This is a genomic window from Flexivirga sp. (assembly GCF_051955415.1).
Classification (GTDB): Bacteria; Actinomycetota; Actinomycetes; order Actinomycetales; family Dermatophilaceae; genus Flexivirga.
Genome location: NZ_JBQCGS010000002.1, coordinates 24426 through 42234 on the forward strand (window position 1 = coordinate 24426; position 17809 = coordinate 42234).

Consider the following 17809-nt stretch of genomic DNA (forward strand, 5'->3'; position numbering starts at 1 on the left):
ATCAACCCCGCCTGCGGTTCCACAACTGGTGCACCAATCCGCTGGGCGCGCTGACCGACTCGATGTCGAAGCGATCCTGTATGTCGGTGAGGCCGGCCCACGGGCTGGTGCCGCGTCCCAGGACGACCGGGACGATCGCGAGATGCAGGAAATCGATCAGGTCGGCCTCGAGGAACTGCCGCACTGTCGACGGGCCGCCGCCGATGCGCACGTCGCCGCCCTGCGCTGCGTCCCGGGCGCGCTGCAGGACCTCGGCCGGTGAGCCGTCGACGAAGTGGAAGGTCGTGCCGTTCGCGAACTCGAGCGATGCTCGCGGATGATGGGTCAGCACGAAAACCGGTGTCCGGAAGGGTGGTTCGTCGCCCCACCAGCCCTGCCAACCGTCCTCCGGCCACGCGCCGGTCTGCGGACCGAACTTGCGCCGGCCCATGATCTCCGCGCCAATGCCTTGCGCCCAGGTGCTGGTCAGCGCGCGGTCGACGGTGATCGGTGCGTCCGGAGCGTTGTCGATGCCGTGGATGACGCGACCGTCGAAGCGCCGGAAGAGGCTTCCGGCGTCGCCGATCGGTTGCTCCAGCGTGACGTGCTCGCCGGCGGCGTACCCGTCGAGCGAGACGAACAGGTTGTGGACTCGGGTGCGGCTCATCGTGCCTCCGGCGGCTAGGTGCCCAGCAGGTTCGTCTGAGAGCCTATGACCCTCATGGACGAAGTGTGCGACGTGAACTTCCGGACGGCCCGACCAGCCGACGTCTCCTCGGTGGTGGCCCTGGTGGAGTCGGCATACCGCGGCGACGCGAGCCGGGCGGGCTGGACGACCGAGGCGGACCTACTGCACGGGCAGCGCACCGATCCCGAGCAGGTGGTGGCCCTGCTGACGCGCCCCGACGCAGTGCTGCTCGTGGTCGACGCCGGTGATGCACTGCTGGGCTGCTGCCAGCTCGAGAACCGTGGCGACAGAGCCTATTTCGGCATGTTCGCTGTGTCCCCGGCCGCGCAGGGCGCCGGCATCGGCAAGCGCACCATCGCGTATGCCGAGGCGTATGCCGCCCGGGAATGGGCGTGCCGGCACGTGGAGATGACGGTCATCCGGCAGCGCACCGATCTGATCGCCTTCTACGAACGACGCGGTTATCGCGACACCGGGGTCCGGTCGCCGTTTCCCTACGGTGACGAGCGATTCGGCATACCGCAGCGTGACGACCTGGAGTTCACCCTGCTGGAGAAGGAGCTCGGGCGCCGGTTCTGAGGCTCAGCGCTGGCGTCCGGTCGCGCCGAAACGGACCGGGGCGTCGCCGGCGACTGCCATCGCGAGCTGCTTCTCGAAGCGCGGCAACAACGGCGGCAGGTCGTCGAGTCCGAACCACCGCACGTCGCTCGACTCGTCGTCGCCGACACGTGCCTCGCCGGAGATCCAGCGGCAGCGGAAGGCGTGGTCCAGGTATTGGCAGCGGTCGCCGTTGTCGTAGGCGATCGGTCGCAGCGCCGTCACGGCGAGCAGGCGCTCGACGGTGATCTCGACCAGTGCCTCCTCGAGTGCCTCGCGTTCCGCGGTGACGTCCGGTTCCTCGCCCGGGTCGCAGACGCCGGTGATCGGGGTCCACCGGCCGTTGTCCGAGCGTCGGACGAGCAGCACCTGTGTCCGGTGCGGCCCGTCCCGCAAGATGTATGCCGAGGCCCCCGGCATCCACAGCAGGTCGGTGCCGATCTTCTCGCGAAGACCGATGACGTACTCCGGTGTCGGCATGTCCCGAGTGTAGGTAGCCGGCCGGCGCAGCGACGGGCTCCTCGACGCCGGGTCAGCCGGCCATGAAGCAGCCGAGCACCACCAGGACCACGCTCAGCACCCCCAGCGTTGCGCGCAGTATGTCGGCCGAGCGACGGCCGCGCCGGATGGCCGGGACGGTGGCCGGGTCCTCGTCCGCCTGCAGGGCGGCCTGGCGCAGTCGAGTCATCCTGCGCGCCTGCTGGACCGCGACCGCCAGCAGGATCACCAGCAGTGCGGCGACGACCACGCTGGTGGTGAGCGCGGCGTTCCAGGGCTGGTCCCGTGCCGCCACTGCACCACTGGCCAGGGCGATCACCAGCGCCGGCGTGCCGACTCGCAGGTAGGAGCGGCCGAGCGTCCGGAAGAACGCGACCCGTTGCGCGGCGTCGAGGGTGGTCGCCGCACTGTGTGCGACGACGCCGATCGCGACGTAACCGCCGATCCAGACGCTGGTGCTGAGCACGAGGATCGTCACGAGCAGGCCCTGACCCAGGTTCGACATAGTTTTTACAATAGATGATTGTGAAAAATGGTATGCCGGCGTGGCCTCCGTCGCCGTGACCCACCGGCGACCGTTGCCGGTTCGGCACGCGGCTGGCCGCCGGATCACGCTCCCACCGGCGGCCGCCCTGTATGACGCGGGCGGTTCAGCGCTCGGACAGAACGGTCAGCTCGGGCAATCCGTCCGCCCGGGCCGCCAGATCCGCGAACCGCTCGTAATGACCCCGGGCGGTGGCGCCCTGCACCGCCAGCGATCCCGCGGCTACCGCGCAACGGAGCGCGTCCTGCAGCGAGGCACCGGCGGCGAGACCTGCGGCGAAGACCCCGCCGAAGGCGTCCCCGGCGCCGGTGGTGTCGACGACGTCGACGACCGGTGCGGTCGCGCGCAGCGCCCGGCCCGGGCTGCACAGGACCGCTCCGCGACGGCCGAGTGTGGTGACGACGGTGCGGACGCCGCGCTCGAGCAGCGTCTGTGCAGCCCCGACCACCGCCGCGTCGTCCGCGGCATCCAGTGAACGCCCCGACACCTCCGCCAGCTCGTGCTCATTGACGAGCAGCGTGTGGCAGCGAGCGAGCAGATCGTCGGGAAGTCGTTGTGCGGGAGCGGCTTTCAGCACGAAGGTGTCGGCCTGCGTGGCGGCGCGTCGCACGACGTCGAGGGGGATCTCCAACTGGCAGAGCACGATGTCATCCCACTGCACCGGCAACGGGTTGCCGGACCATCGGTGGTTGGCTCCCGGCACGACCAGGATGGTGTTGTCGCCGGACGCGACCGTGATCCAGGCGCTGCCGGTCGGCGCGCCGGTGACGCGTGCGACGGTGCAGCAGTCGACACCTGCCCGGTCCAGCTCCTGCAGGGCGGTGTCACCCTCGGCGTCCGCACCGACCACGCCGACCATGATCACGTCCGCGCCCGCATGTGCAGCAGCCGCAGCCTGATTCGCGCCCTTGCCACCCACCGAATGCGTCAACGAACCGGCGAGCAACGTCTCCCCGGGCCGTGGGAAGCGATCCACGGCGAGCGTGTGGTCGACGTTGATCGAACCCACCACGGCGACCCGTGCGGCCATGACTGCTCCACTCCTCGCGATGATCGGACGACCAGCCCAGCGTATTGATCCGACCGTCGGGCTGTGCGTTCCGCCGGCGTGTGCTGAGGTGGAGGTATGACGACAGACAGCTTCACCCTTGCCGGTCATGACATCCGCCGCATCGGTTTCGGTGCGATGCAGTTGCCCGGGCCCGGCGTCATGGGTCCGCCGCGGGACCACGACGAGGCGATCGCCGTGCTGCGACGCGCGGTCGAGCTCGGCGTCAACCACATCGACACCGCCGCGTTCTACGGTCCCGAGGTCGCCAACCGCCTCATCCGGGAGGCGCTGCACCCGTATGCCGAGGATCTGGTGCTGGTGTCGAAGGTCGGCGCGCGCCGCGACGACGAGGGTGCGTGGCTGCCGGCGCAGGCGCCCGAGCAGCTCAAGCGCGACGTTCGGGCGAACCTGGACCAGTTGGGCGTCGACAGGCTCCCGGTCGTCAACCTCCGGGTCATGCCCGAGCAGGAGATCGGGGCGGAGAACTATCACCCGCTGGAGGAGCAGCTCGCCGCGATGGGTGAGTTGGTCTCGGACGGCCTGCTGGAGGCGTTCGGGGTGAGCAACGTGTCACCGGCCGAGGCGCGCACGGCGATCGACGCCGGAGCCGTCTGCGTGCAGAACGCCTACAACCTGCTGCATCGCGACGACGAGGCCACTCTGCAACTGTGTGCGGAGCGCGGCGTGGCCTACGTGCCGTTCTTCCCGCTGGGATCGGCGTTCCCCGGCATGCCCAAGGTCACCGAGGACCCGCGGGTGAAGTCGCTCGCCGACAAGCTCGGCGCCACACCGTCCCAGATCGGGCTCGCCTGGCTGCTGCGTCGGGCCGGCGTGGTGCTGTTGATCCCCGGCACGTCGTCGGTCGCGCACCTGGAGGAGAACACCGCCGCGGGACGGATCGTGTTGTCCGACACCGAGGCCGCTGAGCTGGAGGGCCCGCTGGCCGCCGAGTGACCCAGTGGTTGCCCCGCGGTCCGATCAGCGGTCGCCGCGCGGCGGCCAGGGCACGAACACACTTGTCTTCTCGCGGTATTGCGCATACCCCGGGCGGTCGGCCATCGCCTGCTCGGCAAGCCGCACGCCGCTGCCCCAGACCAGCAGTCCGACCATCACCACGGGCGACACCACGGTCAGCGCACCGGGCCAGGTGGCCGCCGCAACGAGGAAGACGCCCACCCACACGCAGGCGTCGCCGAAGTAGTTCGGGTGCCGCGACCACGCCCACAGACCGGTGTCGAGCACCGCCGGCCGCGGATCACGCGCCTTGTACCGCTGCAGCTGACGGTCCGCGACCGCTTCGATCACCAGACCGGCTGCTGCAAGCAGGATGCCCGCTGCGGACAGCGCCCAGAGTCCGCCACCCGGGTCGGCGGAGACGGCGATCAGCTGGATCGGCAGTGACACGACCCATTGGATGACGCCCTGCAGGCCGAAGACCCGCAGCACCATCGCGGTCGTGCTGCGGCCGCGCGCCATACGTTCGTAGCGGGGGTCGTCGCCGCCGTGGCTGCGCGAACGAGCCCAGACGTGCGAGCCGAGGCGCGCGCCCCACACCGTCACCAGCGCCGCGACCGCGACCCGGCGCCCGATGCCACCGTGGCCGGTGAGCAGGCCGAGCACCGCGACCGCGGCGAAGCCGGGACCCCACACGACGTCCGCGACGGCCCACCGGCTGACCCGGACCGACCACAACGCGGCGGCAGCCTGCACGAAGGCCAGCAGCACCGCGCTGGCCAACGCCATCCAGGCGAAGTCACCCACGCGGGTCGCTCCAGGTGGCCGGCCGTTGCGCCGGCAGCGGACTCGGCCCGCGGCGGCTGCGCACCGCCACGATCTGGTCCACGCCCATCCGGCCCTCCTCGAAAGCCAGCAGGCCGCCCGCCAGATAGAGCTCCCAGACGCGGACCGTCTCGGCCGGCACCAACTGTGCGATGGCCTCGCGGTGCTGCTCGAACCGTGCCTGCCACGACCGCACCGTCCATGCGTAGTGCTCGCGCATCGCGTGCACGTCACGCACCTCCAGCCCGGCCTGCTCGAGCAGTTCGATGGTGTCGCCGACCGGACGCATCGTCATGTCCGGCGCGATGAACGCTTCGATGAACGGGCCGCCGCCGGGGTGCCGACCGCGCCGGCTCATCTGCTGGACCAGGATGCGCGCGTCGTCGGTCGCCGCGTCGTGCAGCACCCGCGCGTAATCGGGGTAGCCCTTGTCGCCGGCGTGCTCGCCCATCTCCAGCGATGCCACGGCGTCATACCGTCCGGTGACGTCGCGGTAGTCGCGCAACTCGATCGTGACCCGGCCCTGCAGCCCGCGGTCGTGGATCCGCCTGTCGATGAAGGCCTTCTGCTCCGCGGCGATCGTCACACCGGTCACGACCGCGCCGTAGTGCTCGGCCGCGTGCAGGCTCAGGGCCCCCCACCCGCAACCGACGTCCAGCAACCGCATCCCGGACCGCTGGTCGAGCCCGATCTTGCGGCACACCAGGTCCAGCTTGTCCCGTTGCGCATCCTCCAGGGTGTAGTCGGCGGTCTCCGAGCCGCCGAGATCGCCGCGGGTCACGTAGGCGCACGAGTAGGCCATCGCGTCGTCGAGCACCAGTCGGTAGAAGTCGCTGTCCACGTCGTAGTGGTGATGTATGACGTCGCTGTCGCGCCGGCGGGAATGCAACCGTCCGCGCACCCGGATCTGCGAGGCCGGCGGCGCCGGGCGCTTGCCGAGCCCGCCCGCGGCGATGACACCGCGCAGCGCAGCGGCGACACCGCGCGGACTCAGCGGCCGGCCGGCCAGGCCGCGATCGGCGCCGACCCGACGGACGTGCTGCAGCATGTCGGTGACCGGGCCGTCCAGCTCGAGGTCCCCGGCGACATACGCCTGGGCAGCCCCGAGTTCGCCCGGATGCCAGACCAATCGGCGCAGCGCGTCCGGGCCGTTGAGGCGAACCTCTGGTCCCTCGCTGCCGGCCGTGCTGCCGTCCCACGCGGTCAGCCGGATCGGCAGATCGCCGCGCAGCACCGGACGCAGCGCTTGCTGGATCGTGTCGGCGACACCCGTCGCCCGCACGTCGGTCATCGGGTCTCCTCCCGGACGAAGGTCAGCTGGTGCACATCCAGATAGCCGGCCCTGAAGCCGCCTTCCGAATACCGCAGGTAGAACTCCCACATCCGGCGGAACGTCTCGTCGAAGCCGAGTTCGGCCATTTGCCAACGGTTCTGCGCGAAGCGGGCCGCCCACTCGTCCAACGTCCGCGCGTAGGAGTCGCCCATCGCGAGGTCATCGACGATGCGCAGCCCGGCGCGGGCCGCGGCGGTCTCGATCAGCTCCAGGGAGGGGATCGCGCCACCGGGGAAGATGTACTTGTGGATCCAGGTGTAGTTGCGATGGGTCTGCAGCGCACGGTGGTGCGGCATCACGATCGCCTGCACCGCGGCACGTCCACCCGGACGCAACACCGTGCCGATCTGCTCGAAGTAGGTGTCGAGGAACTCCAGGCCGACCGCCTCGATCATCTCGACGGACACCACCGCGTCGTACCGGCCGCTGACGTCCCGGTAGTCGCGCAGCGAGACGTGTGCCCGGTCCGCCACCCCGGAGCGGTCCAACAGGTCGTTGGCCCACGTCTGTTGCTGCACCGACAGGGTGACGCTGTCGACCGTGGCGCCGCGTTCGGCCGCGCGCAGGGCCAGGCCGCCCCAGCCGGAGCCGATCTCCAGCATCCGGGTCTGCGGCCCGACGGCCGCCTCGTCGAGCAGCCGGTCCATCTTGCGTCGCTGCGCGGTGGCCAGGTCGTCGCCCGGGCCGTACAGCGCCGACGAGTAGCTCATCGTCTCGTCCAGGAAGCCGGCGAACAGGTCGTTGGACAGGTCGTAGTGGCGCTCCACGTTGCTGAGCGAATTGGCGCGCTCCGGCCGGTCGCCGGCGGGCTGCAGCGGCAGGATGACCGAACGCAGGGCGCGCAGCGGAGCGGGCACGAGGCGTTCGACGCCGCGCGCGAACTGCTCGATCAACGGCGCGAGATCGTTGCTGTCCCATTCTCCGGCCAGGTAGGACTCGCCGAAGCCGATCAACCGGTCGTGGCCGATGCGTCGCATCAGCGCGTCGGCGTCGTGGACGACCATCGTCGGCGCATCCGTGCGCCGGTCGCCGCCGAACACCGAGCCGTCCGGCATGATCACGCGGATCGCCAGTCCGGACACCGCGTGCCGGAAGATTTGCGCACCGATCCGTGCGGCGATCGCGGCGTGCGCGCCGCGGGGGATGCGTGCCACGTCCGGCCAGCGTTCCGGGTCGATCGCAGCCGCCGCGGTGTGGTCGCGCTGCGCGGGTTCGTGCGGTGATGGGGGCAGCGGTGTCCCCAGCGGGCGAGCGAATCGGTCGGTGGTCATGACAACTCCTCGTGGGATGTCGGTCGGGGTTGGATCGGCAGGCGGCGGGCCCACCGGTAGATGCCTTGGATCCGGATCCGCGCCGAGACGAGTTGGGCTGACAACGGCAGGTGCGCTGCCAGCGTGAGGTGTTCGCGCCACGTCGTCGGCCGCTTGCCGGACCAGGACGTGACGAACGGCGCCTGTCCCGGCCGGTGCAGTGTGACGTGGATGTCGAAGCCCTCGGTGCCCGGCCGGGGGAGCGACATCGTGTAGCTGCCGGACATGTCGTTGAAGGGCGAGACGTAGAGCTCCTTGCCGACGCTTGCGCGGCCGCGCTCGTCGGGTCGTATGACGTAGGCGTGCCGCTCGCCGTACGTGTTGCGCACCTCGGCGATCACGGCCACGACCGGGCCGTCCGGTGAGGTGACCCAGTAGAGGGTCAGCGGGTCGAATGCATGCCCGAGGGTTGCCGCGCCACTCAGCGCGGTGATGCCGCAGCCGCGCAGATCGAGGCCGTTGCACTGTGCGAACGCTTCGATGTTCGCGCGCCAGGAGTCGGTCGTGCCCAGGTGGTCGGCCGCCCGGAACTTCACGAAAGGCCGCTGCCACCAGGGGATCCCGAGACTCGGGTCGGTGTCGGTCAGTGGGGTGACCCAGCTGCAGGTCCGGTAGGTGAAGTCGTGCCGCAGCGGAGTTGTCCGGACGTGGCGGACCGTGGCGAGGAACGGGGTGGCGGTCACCAGCGGCCGCCCAGCGCTTCGGCCGCCCGCAGGCCGGACAGTGCACCGTCCTCGTGGAATCCCCATCCGTGATAGGCGCCGGCGAACGCCAGGCGGCGTTCGTTCAGCCGCGGCAGGCGTGCTTGGGCGGCGACGAACTGCGAGGTGTAGAGCGGGTGTTCGTAGTCCATCTCGGCCAGCACGGTGTCGGGGTCGACGTGCTCGGCGCCGCCGAGCGTGACCAGGACCCGTCGGCCGCCCGGGGTGGGCAGCCGCATCAACCGGGTGATGTCGTAGGAGACCAGCACACCATGTTGTGTGCTCGTCGGCAGCCGGTAGTTCCACGATGCCCGCGCGGCCCTCGCGGGCGGCAGGACCGACGAATCCGTGTGCAACAGCGCCGGATTGCGCGAGTAGCGCATCGCGCCCAGCACATCGGCCTGCTCGGTGGTCGGTGACTTGAGCATGCCGAGCGCGGTGCCCGGGTGGGTGGCGATCACCACGCCGGTGAAGTCGGCCTGGTCCTGGTCGGTCAGCAGCGTGGCCGCCTCCGTGCGGGGTGCGACCGCGCGCACCGGAGTGTTGCACGCCAGCTCGATGCGTGGATGGGCGAGCACGGCGTCGACATACGTGCGCGACCCGCCGGTGACCGTGCGCCAGGTGGGCGAGCCGGTGACCGTCAGCATGCCGTGGTGCTGCAGGAAGGTCAGTAGGCTGCGCGCCGGGTAGGACAGCGCGTCCTGCGGATCGCAGGACCAGACCGCGGCGATCACCGGGCGGGCGAAGTGTTCCAGGAAGTCGTCGGAGAAGCGCTGACCGGCGAGCCAGTCGCCGATGGTGATCAGTGACTGGTCGTCGGGCGAGTCCAGCAGGGCGGTGGCGGAGCGGTGGAACCGCCGCACTTCCAGCAGCATCCGCAGGAACGCGGGACGGCGCACTGTCCGGGGGTCGGCGAGGATGCCTCGCACGCCCTGACCGCCGGCGTACTGCCAGCCGGTGCGCTCGGAGAAGACCGACATGCTCATGTCGGTGCGCTGGGTGGCGATGCCGAGTTCGTCGAAGAGCCGGCAGAGCGTTGGGTAGGTGCGGTCGTTGTGCACCAGGAATCCGCTGTCCACGGCGACGCTGTGCCCGCCGTCGAGGGTGACGTCGTGGGTGTGTGCGTGACCGCCGGGCCGGTTGTCCGCCTCGAAGACGGTCACCCGCGCCGTACGAGCCAGCACGTGCGCCGCAACCAGGCCGGAGACACCGCTACCGACGACTGCGAAATGGTCCGCCACCTCATACCTTCCGACGAGGATCTCTGGGCAATGGTGGTTCGTAGCGGACCGTCCGGCCGGATGGGTCCGGTCGGGCGGTCGCGCGGTTGGTCTCCGCCGGTGAGGGCCGGTCAGGTCATCGTGACGGTGGCGATCGGTGCGGTCGTCGGGTGCCTCGAGCCGCCGCTCGGCTCGACCGTGACGGCGGCCGCCTTCGCACCGGTGATGCTGCCCTGCAGCAGCGTTGCCTTGCCCGGTTGCAGCAGACCGGCGCTCACCGGCCCGTCGGCGGTGATGATCCAGGCCTGGTAGACCTTGCCGGCGGCCGCCGCGGGCACACCGCGCAGCGTCGCGACGGCCTTGCCCTCGGCGGCCGAGGTGACCATCACCAGGGAGCCGTCGCCGGCCGGTGCCGTCGCCCGCTGTGCGTCGGAGGCGTGCTCCACCTGCTGGATCGCCGACACTGTGGTCGGCTGGTTGTCCCACGGGTGGGTTGCCACGGTGACGCCGCCGCCGATCACGACGACCGCCGCTGCCGCGGCGAGCAGGAATCGGCCGGGGTGTCGCCGGGTCCGCTCGCGTCTTGCGAGATGCGCGGCCGGAGTCTCCGGTCGCGCCCCCTCAGGGGTGTCCGGCGGGGCCTCCTGCGGCAGCCGGGAGACGTCGGCGAGCACCGCGTCACGGAGCCCGGCGGGCGGAGCGACCGGCTCGGCGAAGGACGCCAGACCGGCGGTCGCCTCGCGCCATTCGGCAACCTCGGCGCGGCATTGCGCGCAGTGTTCGAGATGCTGGTCGGCGCGCCGGCGGGACAGGTCGTCCAAAGCGTCCATCGCGTAGTCGATGGTGTCGATGTGTTCCTCGCTCATGATTCACCTCCCAAAGTTGCGCGCAGTCTGAGCAGCCCGTCGCGGATGCGCGATTTCGCTGTGCCCAGTGGTATGTCGAGCCGTTTGGCCACCTCGGCATGCGAAATGCCTTCGAAGTAGGCCAGTTCGACCGCCTCACGCTGGACTGGCGACAAGGTGCTGATCGCGGCCCGCACGGCTTCGGCGCGTAGTGTGCCGTCGACCTGTTCGGCCGTCGAGTCGTATGCCGGCTGTCCCTGTGACGTCAGGTATGCCGTGTCGCGTTGCCGCGCCGCGTCGACCGAACGCACCCGGTCCACCGCCTTGCGATGGGCGATGGTGAACAACCAGGACAACGCCGAGCCGCGGCCGGGGTCGAAGCGCGGGCTGGTCCGCCAGATCTCCAGGAACACTTCCTGGGTCACCTCTTCGCTGATCGCCCGATCGATCAGCACGCGACAGACGAGACCATGGACGCGGGCGGCTGTCGCGTCGTACAACTGCGCGAAGGCAGCCTCGTCACCCTGACCGACCTGCCGGAGCAGGTCGGCCAGGACGGGAACGTTGCGGACAGCCACGCCCCCCATTCTTACCTGCGGGTGGTCCGCGACAAGCAGCGACATGGCGTCAACTCCGCACAGCGGTGCTTACTTGCCCATCAGCACGGTGTCGATGATGTAGACCGTGGCGTTCGCGGTCTGCACGTTGCCACACACGACCTGCGCGTTGCCGTCCACGGTGAACTTCTCGCCGGACCCGGTGACCTTGATGGTCGTGCCGGCGAGCGACTTGTGGTCGCCGGCCAGCTTGTCGGGGCTGATCCGTCCCTGCACGACGTGCCCGGTCAGCAGGGTGGTCAGCTGCTTCTTGTCGGCCAGCACGGCGTCGAGCTGCGACTTGGGCAGCTTGGCGAAGGCCGAGTTGGCCGGCGCGAACACGGTCAGTGCCGGCGCGCTGTTGAGGGTGTCGACCAGTCCGGCCTTCTTGACCGCGGTCACCAGGGTGGACAACGCGGGGTTGTTCGAGGCGGCGGTGGCGACGGGGTCCTGCGCCATACCGCTGAACGAGCCCTTGCCGCTCTTGGGGACGCTCGAGCACGCGGGACCGAACGGCTTGGAGGCGTTCATCGCGCCGCCGCCCATGCTGGAGCTGCTGCCGCTGGAGGGCATCGCCGAACCGGACATGGCGGAACTCGACATCGGGCTGGCCGCCGCACTGCTGCCGCCGCCGGACCCGCCGGAGCTGGACGAGCCGCACGCGGTCAGGGACGCGGCCAGCAACGCTGTGGTCGCGAGCGAAAGGGTGAGACGGGTCTTCATGGAACTCAACTCCTGCGAGTTGTCGGATGTGGTGAGGACATTGGTGATTCGGAGCTACTGGCCGGTTGGATGGGTCGGTTCGTTCGGTTCTTTCGTTCAGCGGGGTCCGTCAATGCACGACGAAACTGCGCTCCTCGATGCCGCTGGAGCCGCTCGGGAAGACGCCGGCACGGCGCGAGGTCTGCACCTGGTGGTCGCCGTAGATGACCCGTGCCCGGGCGTTGTGGGTGCCCTTCTCGGTGGCGTGCCACGCGTAGTACCACTGTCGCCAGTAGTCGACGTTGACCTGCGGGCCCATCGTCGCGTCGTGCCACGGGCCGCCATCGATGCTCACCTGCACGCCGACCACACCGCGTCGCTGCGCCCAGGCGGTGCCGCCGATCACCACCCGGCCGGCCTGCACCGAGCCGAACGACTGGGGCACGTCGATGCGAGCGGTCGGTTTGATCTCGCCCTTGGTCGTCCAGCCACGCTCGGTCCAGTAGGCCTTCTTCGCCGCATAGGTCGTCACCGTCAGCCGGGTGACCCATTTGGTGCAGCCGAGCATGCCGTAGAGGCCCGGTGTGATCAGGCGCGCCGGGAAACCGTGGCTACGGGGGAGCGGCTCACCGTTCATCGCGACCGCGAGCAGGGCGCCACGGTCATCGGTCAGCGCGCCGAGCGGTGTGCTGATGGTGAATCCGTCGAAAGAGGTGCTGAGCACCTGCAGGTCGGGTCGGCTCGGATCCTTGACTCCCGCGGCCTGCAACAGGTCCCGGGTCAGCACCCCGCGCCACGTGGCGCCACCGGCGTAACTGCCGCCGACCTCGTTGCTCACGCAGGTGATGGTGATGTTGCGCTCCACGAGTGGCCGGCGCAGCAGTTCGGCATAGCTGATCTCGTACGGGTGCTCCACCTCGCCGTCGATCCGCAGGGACCAGCGGGAGGCGTCCAGCGAGGGCACCGCGAGTTCGGTGTCGACGCGGTAGAACTTCGAATTCGGGGTGCGCAACGGCGTCACGCCGGGCACCTTGCTCTGCACGCCCTGCGGCAGGTCGGGTGCCGGGTCGGCGGCCGCCGGGATCTGTACGTCGACGCCCGACCGTGAGTCGTTGAGCCGTTGCGCGGCACCGAAACCGACCGCCGCTGCGGCCGCGGTCACCCCGGAGCCGACGACGAAGTCGCGCCGGCTGGCCCCGGGCGGCACGCGGCGCAGAAACGGCTGCCGGTCCAGCCACAGCAGCAGCACCAGGATCGCCAGCGAGACGACCCCGGCCGTGATCGTCGGAATGAGGTCGGCAGTGCGGGCGAACGGGCGGTTCAGCACCGCCCAGCCGGCGACTGCCAGCATGGCCAGCTGTATGACGATGCCCAGCAGCACCCGGCGCCGCGCTGCCAGCCCGGACAGCACCGCCACGATCAGGACGACGACGGTGACCGACGACAACAGGACGAGCTTGTCGTGGGTGCCGAACTGGCGGATCGCCCAGTCCTTCAAGGACGTCGGCGTCCGGTCGATGACCGCCGAGCCGACCGCCAGCACCGGGGACGTGGCCGGGTCACGCAGCGCAGCGGCGAACTGGCCGATCGCGAGGCCGGCAGCGACCGACAGCAGGCCGGCGAGCGCGGCCCGGAGACGCGCGGGGAGAGCATCCTTCATGCACGTGGTTCGGCACGCCACCGGACCACGGATGGGTCGAACTGTCCCCGCGCCGGGCTCAGCGCCGCCTCAGGGCCGGCTCCGGCGGTGTCCGTGCGGCGTCACTCGAGGGTCGACCGGATGGCCGCCAGCACCTGGGCGTCGTCCGGCGTCACCTGCGGGCTGAAGCGCTGCACGACGTTGCCGTCGGCGTCGATCACGAACTTCTCGAAGTTCCACTGGATGTCACCGGACCGGCCGTCCTGATCGGCTGCCTCGGTCAGCGACCGGTAGATCGGGTGCCGGTCGGCGCCGTTGACCTCGATCTTCTCGGTCAGCGGGAACGTCACGCCGTACGTCGCGCTACAGAACTCCTGGATCTCCTCCGCGGTGCCCGGCTCCTGGCCCGCGAACTGGTTGCACGGGAATCCGATGACCGTGAATCCCTCGGACTCGTAGTCGCGCTGGAGCGACTCCAGGGCGGTGTACTGCGGCGTCAGCCCGCACTTGCTGGCCACGTTGACCAGCAGTGCCGGCCGGCCCTGGGTGATGTCGGAGAGTGTGCCGGTGGTGCCGTCGAGACGGGCGATGGTCTGCTCGAGGATCGTCGTGGGCTCAATGTATGCCGACGGTCTCGCGCCCGGTGGGCGGCGCCGCCTCGACCGCCGCCGCGGGGGTATGACGGTTCGCGCGGGTGAGTGCTCCGGCGAGAACGCCGCCGGCGACGCCCAGCAGTCCGGCGACCACCGTGGTGAGTCGGAGGCCGTCGGCCGAGGACAGCCGCACCAGGTGTTCGGTGACCGCTCGCATCCCCGCCGGGACGTGCGCGACCAGCAGGCGTGCCTGGCCACCCGCGACCGCACCGGCAGCGTCGGAAGCGTGCGGAACGGAGTGCGCGGCCAGGTCCGACTGGATGCGGGCTGCGAAAAGCGTTCCGAGCGCGGCGATCCCGACGGCGAAGCCCAGTTGGCGGGCGGTGTTCACGGCGCCGGCCGCCATACCGCCGCGTTCGTTCGGAACCACCGACATCGCGGTCGAACTCAGCGCCGGGGAAGCGAGCCCGACGCCGACGCCGCTCACCGACAGGCCCAGCACCAGCGCGGTCCAGGTGGCACCCGGGCCGTGCAGCTGCACTGCGACCAGTAGACCGCCCAAGCCGGTCAGCGTGATGCCGAGCCCGATGGCGACCCAGCTGCGCGCGCCGTGCATCCGCCGTCCCACCGTGGCGCTGGTCAGGAACGCCGTGATCGCCATCGGCAGCGTGGCCAGTCCGGCCGCCACGGGCGACATACCGCGCACCGACTGCATCCAGATCGACGCATAGGTCAGATACGCGAATGCGGCTGCAGACAGGACGAATCCGGCGATCAGGCAGCCGGCGAAGACAGGATGGCGCAGCAGACCCAGATCGAGCATCGGCTGCGTCAGCCGGATCTCCAGCGCCACGAACGCGAGCAGCATCACGGCCGAGCCGGCGAACGCGGCCAGCACGCCTCCATCGGTCCAGCCCTGTTCATTGGCGCGGATGAGTGCATACGTCAGTCCGGCCGCGAAGAGGGTGAACGTCGCGATGCCGGCCGGGTCCAGCGGGGCGCGGCGACGGGCGCCTACGGGCAGCACCAGGAAGCACAGTGCGACGGCAGTCACTGCGAAAGGCAGGTTGACGAAGAAGATCCACCGCCACGACAGGTGCTCGGTCAGCAGACCGCCGGCGATCGGACCGATGGCCGCCGCGGCGCCGGAGACGGCCCCCCAGATGCCGTATGCCGTGCCCCGGTCCTTGCCGGTGTAGCTGGTGTTCAGCAGAGCGAAGGTGGTCGCGAACATCGCTGCGCCGCCGAGTCCCTGGACACCGCGGGAGGCCACCAGCACGCTCGCGTCACTGGCGACTCCGCAGACCGCGGACGCGATGGCGAAGAGCGTCAGGCCCGCGACATACATGGTCCGGTGGCCCAGCCGGTCGGCGACCGACCCGATGCCGAGGAGGAAGGCGGCGAGTACGAGGGCATAGATGTCCACGACCCATTGCAGCGAGCTGAAGCTGGTGCCGAGGTTCACGGCCATGTCCGGCAGTGCGACGTTCACGATCGTGACATCGACGAGCAGCATCAGCGTGCCGATGCAGATCGTGGCCAGTGGTAGCCATTTGCGCATGAGATATCTGTCCTGTCAGTGATGGTGCGGTCGTGCTGTGAGATGACGTTCGCGGGGCCCGGGAATCGGCACCGACGATCGACCACGAGAGTCCACCGCTGGTGGAAGATGCGCCAGCCAGGAGGTGGTTTGCGTATATTTCCGACATGAGACCGACTGATTCGGCGGAAACCATCACGACTGATGCGTTGGACTTCAAGATCACCCATTGTCTTCAGGTTGCCCCGCGTGCTTCCTTCGCCACCATCGCGACGGTGCTGGGTGTCTCGGAACAAACCGTGGCACGGCGCTACCGCCGGCTGCGCTCCGCCGGCGCGGTCCGCGTGATCGGCTTCGTCGACTCCTCACCGTTCGGTCGGCAGAACTGGGTGCTGCGACTGTTCTGCAGGCCGGATGCCGCGGTGACGTTGGGTACGGCGCTCGCGCGGCGTGACGACGTGCAGTGGGTCGCGGTGATGGGCGGCGGCACCGAGGTCATTTGCGTCCTGCGGCCGCGGACGCTGGATGCTCAGGACCAGCTGCTGTTGCGACAACTCCCGCGGACCGTGCAGATCACCGGGATCGAGGCGGCGAGTGTGTTGCACGTCTTTCGAGGTGCGACCACGCGGGACTGGCGGATCGGAGCGGACTTCTTGAGCCCGCAAGAGGAGGCATTGTTGTCGGCGGGTTCGATCACGCGCACCGGGCGAGTGGTCGAGTTGACGGCGCAGGACGACAGTCTCCTGCGCGCTCTGATGAGCGATGGTCGCGCGAGCTACGCCGAATTGCGCACGGCAGCCGGCGGCGACTGGACCGAGGCCCGAGTTCGCCGTCGGGTCACCGAGCTGCGGGAGGCGGGTGTGCTCTCCTTCGATGTCGACATCGACGACGAGTGCTTCGGCTTCGGTCTGTCCGCACAGGTCCTGCTGATCGTCTCCCCGTCCCATCTACAGGCGGTCGGGGAGTCGTTGGGATCGCACCCGGCGGTGCGCTTCTGTGGCGCGACGAGCGGCTCGGCGAGCATCACCGTGAGCGCCAGCTTCGCCGACTCCGAGAGCCTCTATCGCTTCGTCTCCGAGGACATCGGTCGCCTCGAGGGGGTCGCCCAGGCACAGGTGTCGCCGATCGCTCGTATTCTCAAGCGTGCCGGTGCGACTGTCCAACGCTGAGCATGCCGTGTATGTCGTCGTCGCCGAACCGGACTCAGGCTGCTGCGGTGTGGTGTCCGGGCATGCGCCCGGGTGTGAGGTCCCAGTGGACGCCGTCGGGTCGGACCTCGGCCGTGTAGCCCTGCCGGTGGACGGTGTGGTGGTGGCGGCTGCACAGGAGTGCGGAGTCGGTGAGGGAGGTGTGGCCGCCGGTCCACCAGGGGGTGAGGTGGTGGATTTCGCAGAAGCCGGGTGGCCGGTCGCAGCCGGGGAAGGTGCAACCGTGGTCGCGCAGGATGACTGCGGCCCGGATGGCTTTGGTGGCCAGGCGTTCTCGCCGGCCGACATCGAGGGGGGGCGCTGGGTCCGCCGAGGACGGCGGGGATGAGGTCGGCGGCGCAGGCCAGGCGGCGGGCGGCGCCGGCGTCGAGGACGTCTCCGCTGGTGGTGGTCGCCGCGTCACTGCCGGTGGTCAGGGTTTCGAGGTTCATGGTGAGGAGGACGGTGGCTGCGGCGGTCTGGACGCCTTCACTGGTTGCGGCGCGGGCGCCGGCACCGACCAGGTCCATGAGGGCGTCGACGCGGCGTTTGCCCGGGGACCGCTCGTCCCGCACCTGCTCACCGTGGGTGGCCTCGCCGGTTTCGGCCTCCGGCGTGGGTTGTGCGGGGCGGGGTGCAGAGGTGGCCATGATCGCGTCTTTCAGGATCGTCGCGTTGGCCGGTGCCAACTCGGCCACCACCCGGGTCATGCCCGTCGGTGTGGTGCCCCAGGTCAGGGTTTCGGTGCGTTCGAGTTTCTCGTCGCCCAGGGATAGTTGGTCGGGGGCGAACCGGGCGATGATCCGGCGGGTCAGCAGGGTGAGCCCGGCGCACCCCAGTCCGGGGTCGATCTGCAGGAACCAGCCCAGAACTTCGTCGCGGTCGGCGGTAGGGATCACCGGACCCACTTTGTCGGCCTGGGTCAGCGCGGTCCGGGCGGATTCCACCGAACACGACCCTTGCCGTAACGCTTGCGTGATGACGGTGTTCTTGCGGTGCTGGCAGGC

Annotated in this window: 19 protein-coding genes; 3 read left to right on the top strand and 16 right to left on the bottom strand. The window is 70.0% G+C overall.

Going from position 1 to position 17809, the window contains the following annotated elements:
- Position 1 precedes the first annotated feature (1 nt).
- Entirely contained in the window at positions 2–646 is a 645-nt protein-coding gene (locus ACTHL4_RS00265; protein WP_440280719.1) for a dihydrofolate reductase family protein, read from the bottom strand.
- A 72-nt stretch (positions 647–718) separates the two neighbouring features.
- On the opposite strand from ACTHL4_RS00265, the gene ACTHL4_RS00270 reads away from it, so the two are divergent.
- Complete coding sequence (locus ACTHL4_RS00270; RefSeq protein ID WP_440280720.1) at positions 719–1246, top strand: GNAT family N-acetyltransferase; 528 nt, start codon at positions 719–721, stop codon at positions 1244–1246.
- Between the two features lie 3 nt (positions 1247–1249).
- On the opposite strand, the gene ACTHL4_RS00275 is transcribed toward ACTHL4_RS00270, so the two are convergent.
- The 3 genes from ACTHL4_RS00275 to ACTHL4_RS00285 all read right to left on the bottom strand — a co-directional run bounded on the left by ACTHL4_RS00275 (position 1250) and on the right by ACTHL4_RS00285 (position 3336).
- Positions 1250–1744 (bottom strand): NUDIX hydrolase, encoded by a 495-nt coding sequence (locus tag ACTHL4_RS00275; RefSeq protein WP_440280721.1) that lies wholly within the window; start codon positions 1742–1744, stop codon positions 1250–1252.
- 52 nt (positions 1745–1796) lie between these two features.
- Complete coding sequence (locus ACTHL4_RS00280) at positions 1797–2267, bottom strand: hypothetical protein (RefSeq protein WP_440280722.1); 471 nt, start codon at positions 2265–2267, stop codon at positions 1797–1799.
- 145 nt (positions 2268–2412) lie between these two features.
- Positions 2413–3336: a ribokinase gene (locus tag ACTHL4_RS00285; RefSeq protein WP_440280723.1), complete on the bottom strand. Its 924-nt coding sequence runs from the start codon at positions 3334–3336 to the stop codon at positions 2413–2415.
- 96 nt (positions 3337–3432) lie between these two features.
- Between ACTHL4_RS00285 and ACTHL4_RS00290 the strand changes: the two genes are divergently transcribed.
- A complete protein-coding gene (locus tag ACTHL4_RS00290) occupies positions 3433–4311 on the top strand; it encodes an oxidoreductase (protein ID WP_440280724.1) in 879 nt (292 codons plus the stop codon).
- A gap of 24 nt (positions 4312–4335) precedes the next feature.
- On the opposite strand, the gene ACTHL4_RS00295 is transcribed toward ACTHL4_RS00290, so the two are convergent.
- The 11 genes from ACTHL4_RS00295 to ACTHL4_RS00345 all read right to left on the bottom strand — a co-directional run bounded on the left by ACTHL4_RS00295 (position 4336) and on the right by ACTHL4_RS00345 (position 15636).
- A complete protein-coding gene (locus tag ACTHL4_RS00295) occupies positions 4336–5118 on the bottom strand; it encodes a DUF1295 domain-containing protein (RefSeq protein ID WP_440280725.1) in 783 nt (260 codons plus the stop codon).
- Positions 5111–6427, bottom strand: coding sequence for a class I SAM-dependent methyltransferase (locus ACTHL4_RS00300; protein WP_440280726.1), 1317 nt, complete (start codon positions 6425–6427; stop codon positions 5111–5113). Before ACTHL4_RS00300 ends, ACTHL4_RS00295 begins: the two co-directional genes overlap by 8 nt.
- On the bottom strand, positions 6424–7740 hold the full coding sequence (locus ACTHL4_RS00305) for a class I SAM-dependent methyltransferase (RefSeq protein ID WP_440280727.1): 1317 nt from the start codon (positions 7738–7740) through the stop codon (positions 6424–6426). Before ACTHL4_RS00305 ends, ACTHL4_RS00300 begins: the two co-directional genes overlap by 4 nt.
- Complete coding sequence (locus tag ACTHL4_RS00310; RefSeq protein ID WP_440280728.1) at positions 7737–8462, bottom strand: DUF1365 domain-containing protein; 726 nt, start codon at positions 8460–8462, stop codon at positions 7737–7739. Before ACTHL4_RS00310 ends, ACTHL4_RS00305 begins: the two co-directional genes overlap by 4 nt.
- Complete coding sequence (locus tag ACTHL4_RS00315; protein ID WP_440280729.1) at positions 8459–9721, bottom strand: NAD(P)/FAD-dependent oxidoreductase; 1263 nt, start codon at positions 9719–9721, stop codon at positions 8459–8461. Before ACTHL4_RS00315 ends, ACTHL4_RS00310 begins: the two co-directional genes overlap by 4 nt.
- A gap of 110 nt (positions 9722–9831) precedes the next feature.
- Positions 9832–10566 (bottom strand): anti-sigma factor, encoded by a 735-nt coding sequence (locus ACTHL4_RS00320; protein ID WP_440280730.1) that lies wholly within the window; start codon positions 10564–10566, stop codon positions 9832–9834.
- Positions 10563–11132, bottom strand: coding sequence for an ECF RNA polymerase sigma factor SigK (gene sigK, locus ACTHL4_RS00325; protein WP_440280736.1), 570 nt, complete (start codon positions 11130–11132; stop codon positions 10563–10565). Before sigK ends, ACTHL4_RS00320 begins: the two co-directional genes overlap by 4 nt.
- A 60-nt stretch (positions 11133–11192) precedes the next feature.
- A complete protein-coding gene (locus ACTHL4_RS00330) occupies positions 11193–11864 on the bottom strand; it encodes a fasciclin domain-containing protein (protein WP_440280731.1) in 672 nt (223 codons plus the stop codon).
- A 109-nt stretch (positions 11865–11973) separates the two neighbouring features.
- Complete coding sequence (locus ACTHL4_RS00335; RefSeq protein WP_440280732.1) at positions 11974–13503, bottom strand: molybdopterin-dependent oxidoreductase; 1530 nt, start codon at positions 13501–13503, stop codon at positions 11974–11976.
- Positions 13504–13604: 101 nt separating this feature from the next.
- Positions 13605–14102, bottom strand: a complete 498-nt coding sequence (locus ACTHL4_RS00340; protein WP_440280737.1) for a glutathione peroxidase — start codon at positions 14100–14102, stop codon at positions 13605–13607.
- Positions 14098–15636, bottom strand: a complete 1539-nt coding sequence (locus ACTHL4_RS00345; protein WP_440280733.1) for an MFS transporter — start codon at positions 15634–15636, stop codon at positions 14098–14100. Before ACTHL4_RS00345 ends, ACTHL4_RS00340 begins: the two co-directional genes overlap by 5 nt.
- A 146-nt stretch (positions 15637–15782) precedes the next feature.
- Between ACTHL4_RS00345 and ACTHL4_RS00350 the strand changes: the two genes are divergently transcribed.
- On the top strand, positions 15783–16784 hold the full coding sequence (locus ACTHL4_RS00350) for an Lrp/AsnC family transcriptional regulator (protein ID WP_440280734.1): 1002 nt from the start codon (positions 15783–15785) through the stop codon (positions 16782–16784).
- Here the strand turns inward: ACTHL4_RS00350 and ACTHL4_RS00355 are convergent.
- Positions 16676–17782: a DUF222 domain-containing protein gene (locus tag ACTHL4_RS00355; protein ID WP_440280738.1), complete on the bottom strand. Its 1107-nt coding sequence runs from the start codon at positions 17780–17782 to the stop codon at positions 16676–16678. The two genes, ACTHL4_RS00350 and ACTHL4_RS00355, sit on opposite strands and share 109 nt — an antisense overlap.
- Positions 17783–17809: the final 27 nt, after the last annotated feature.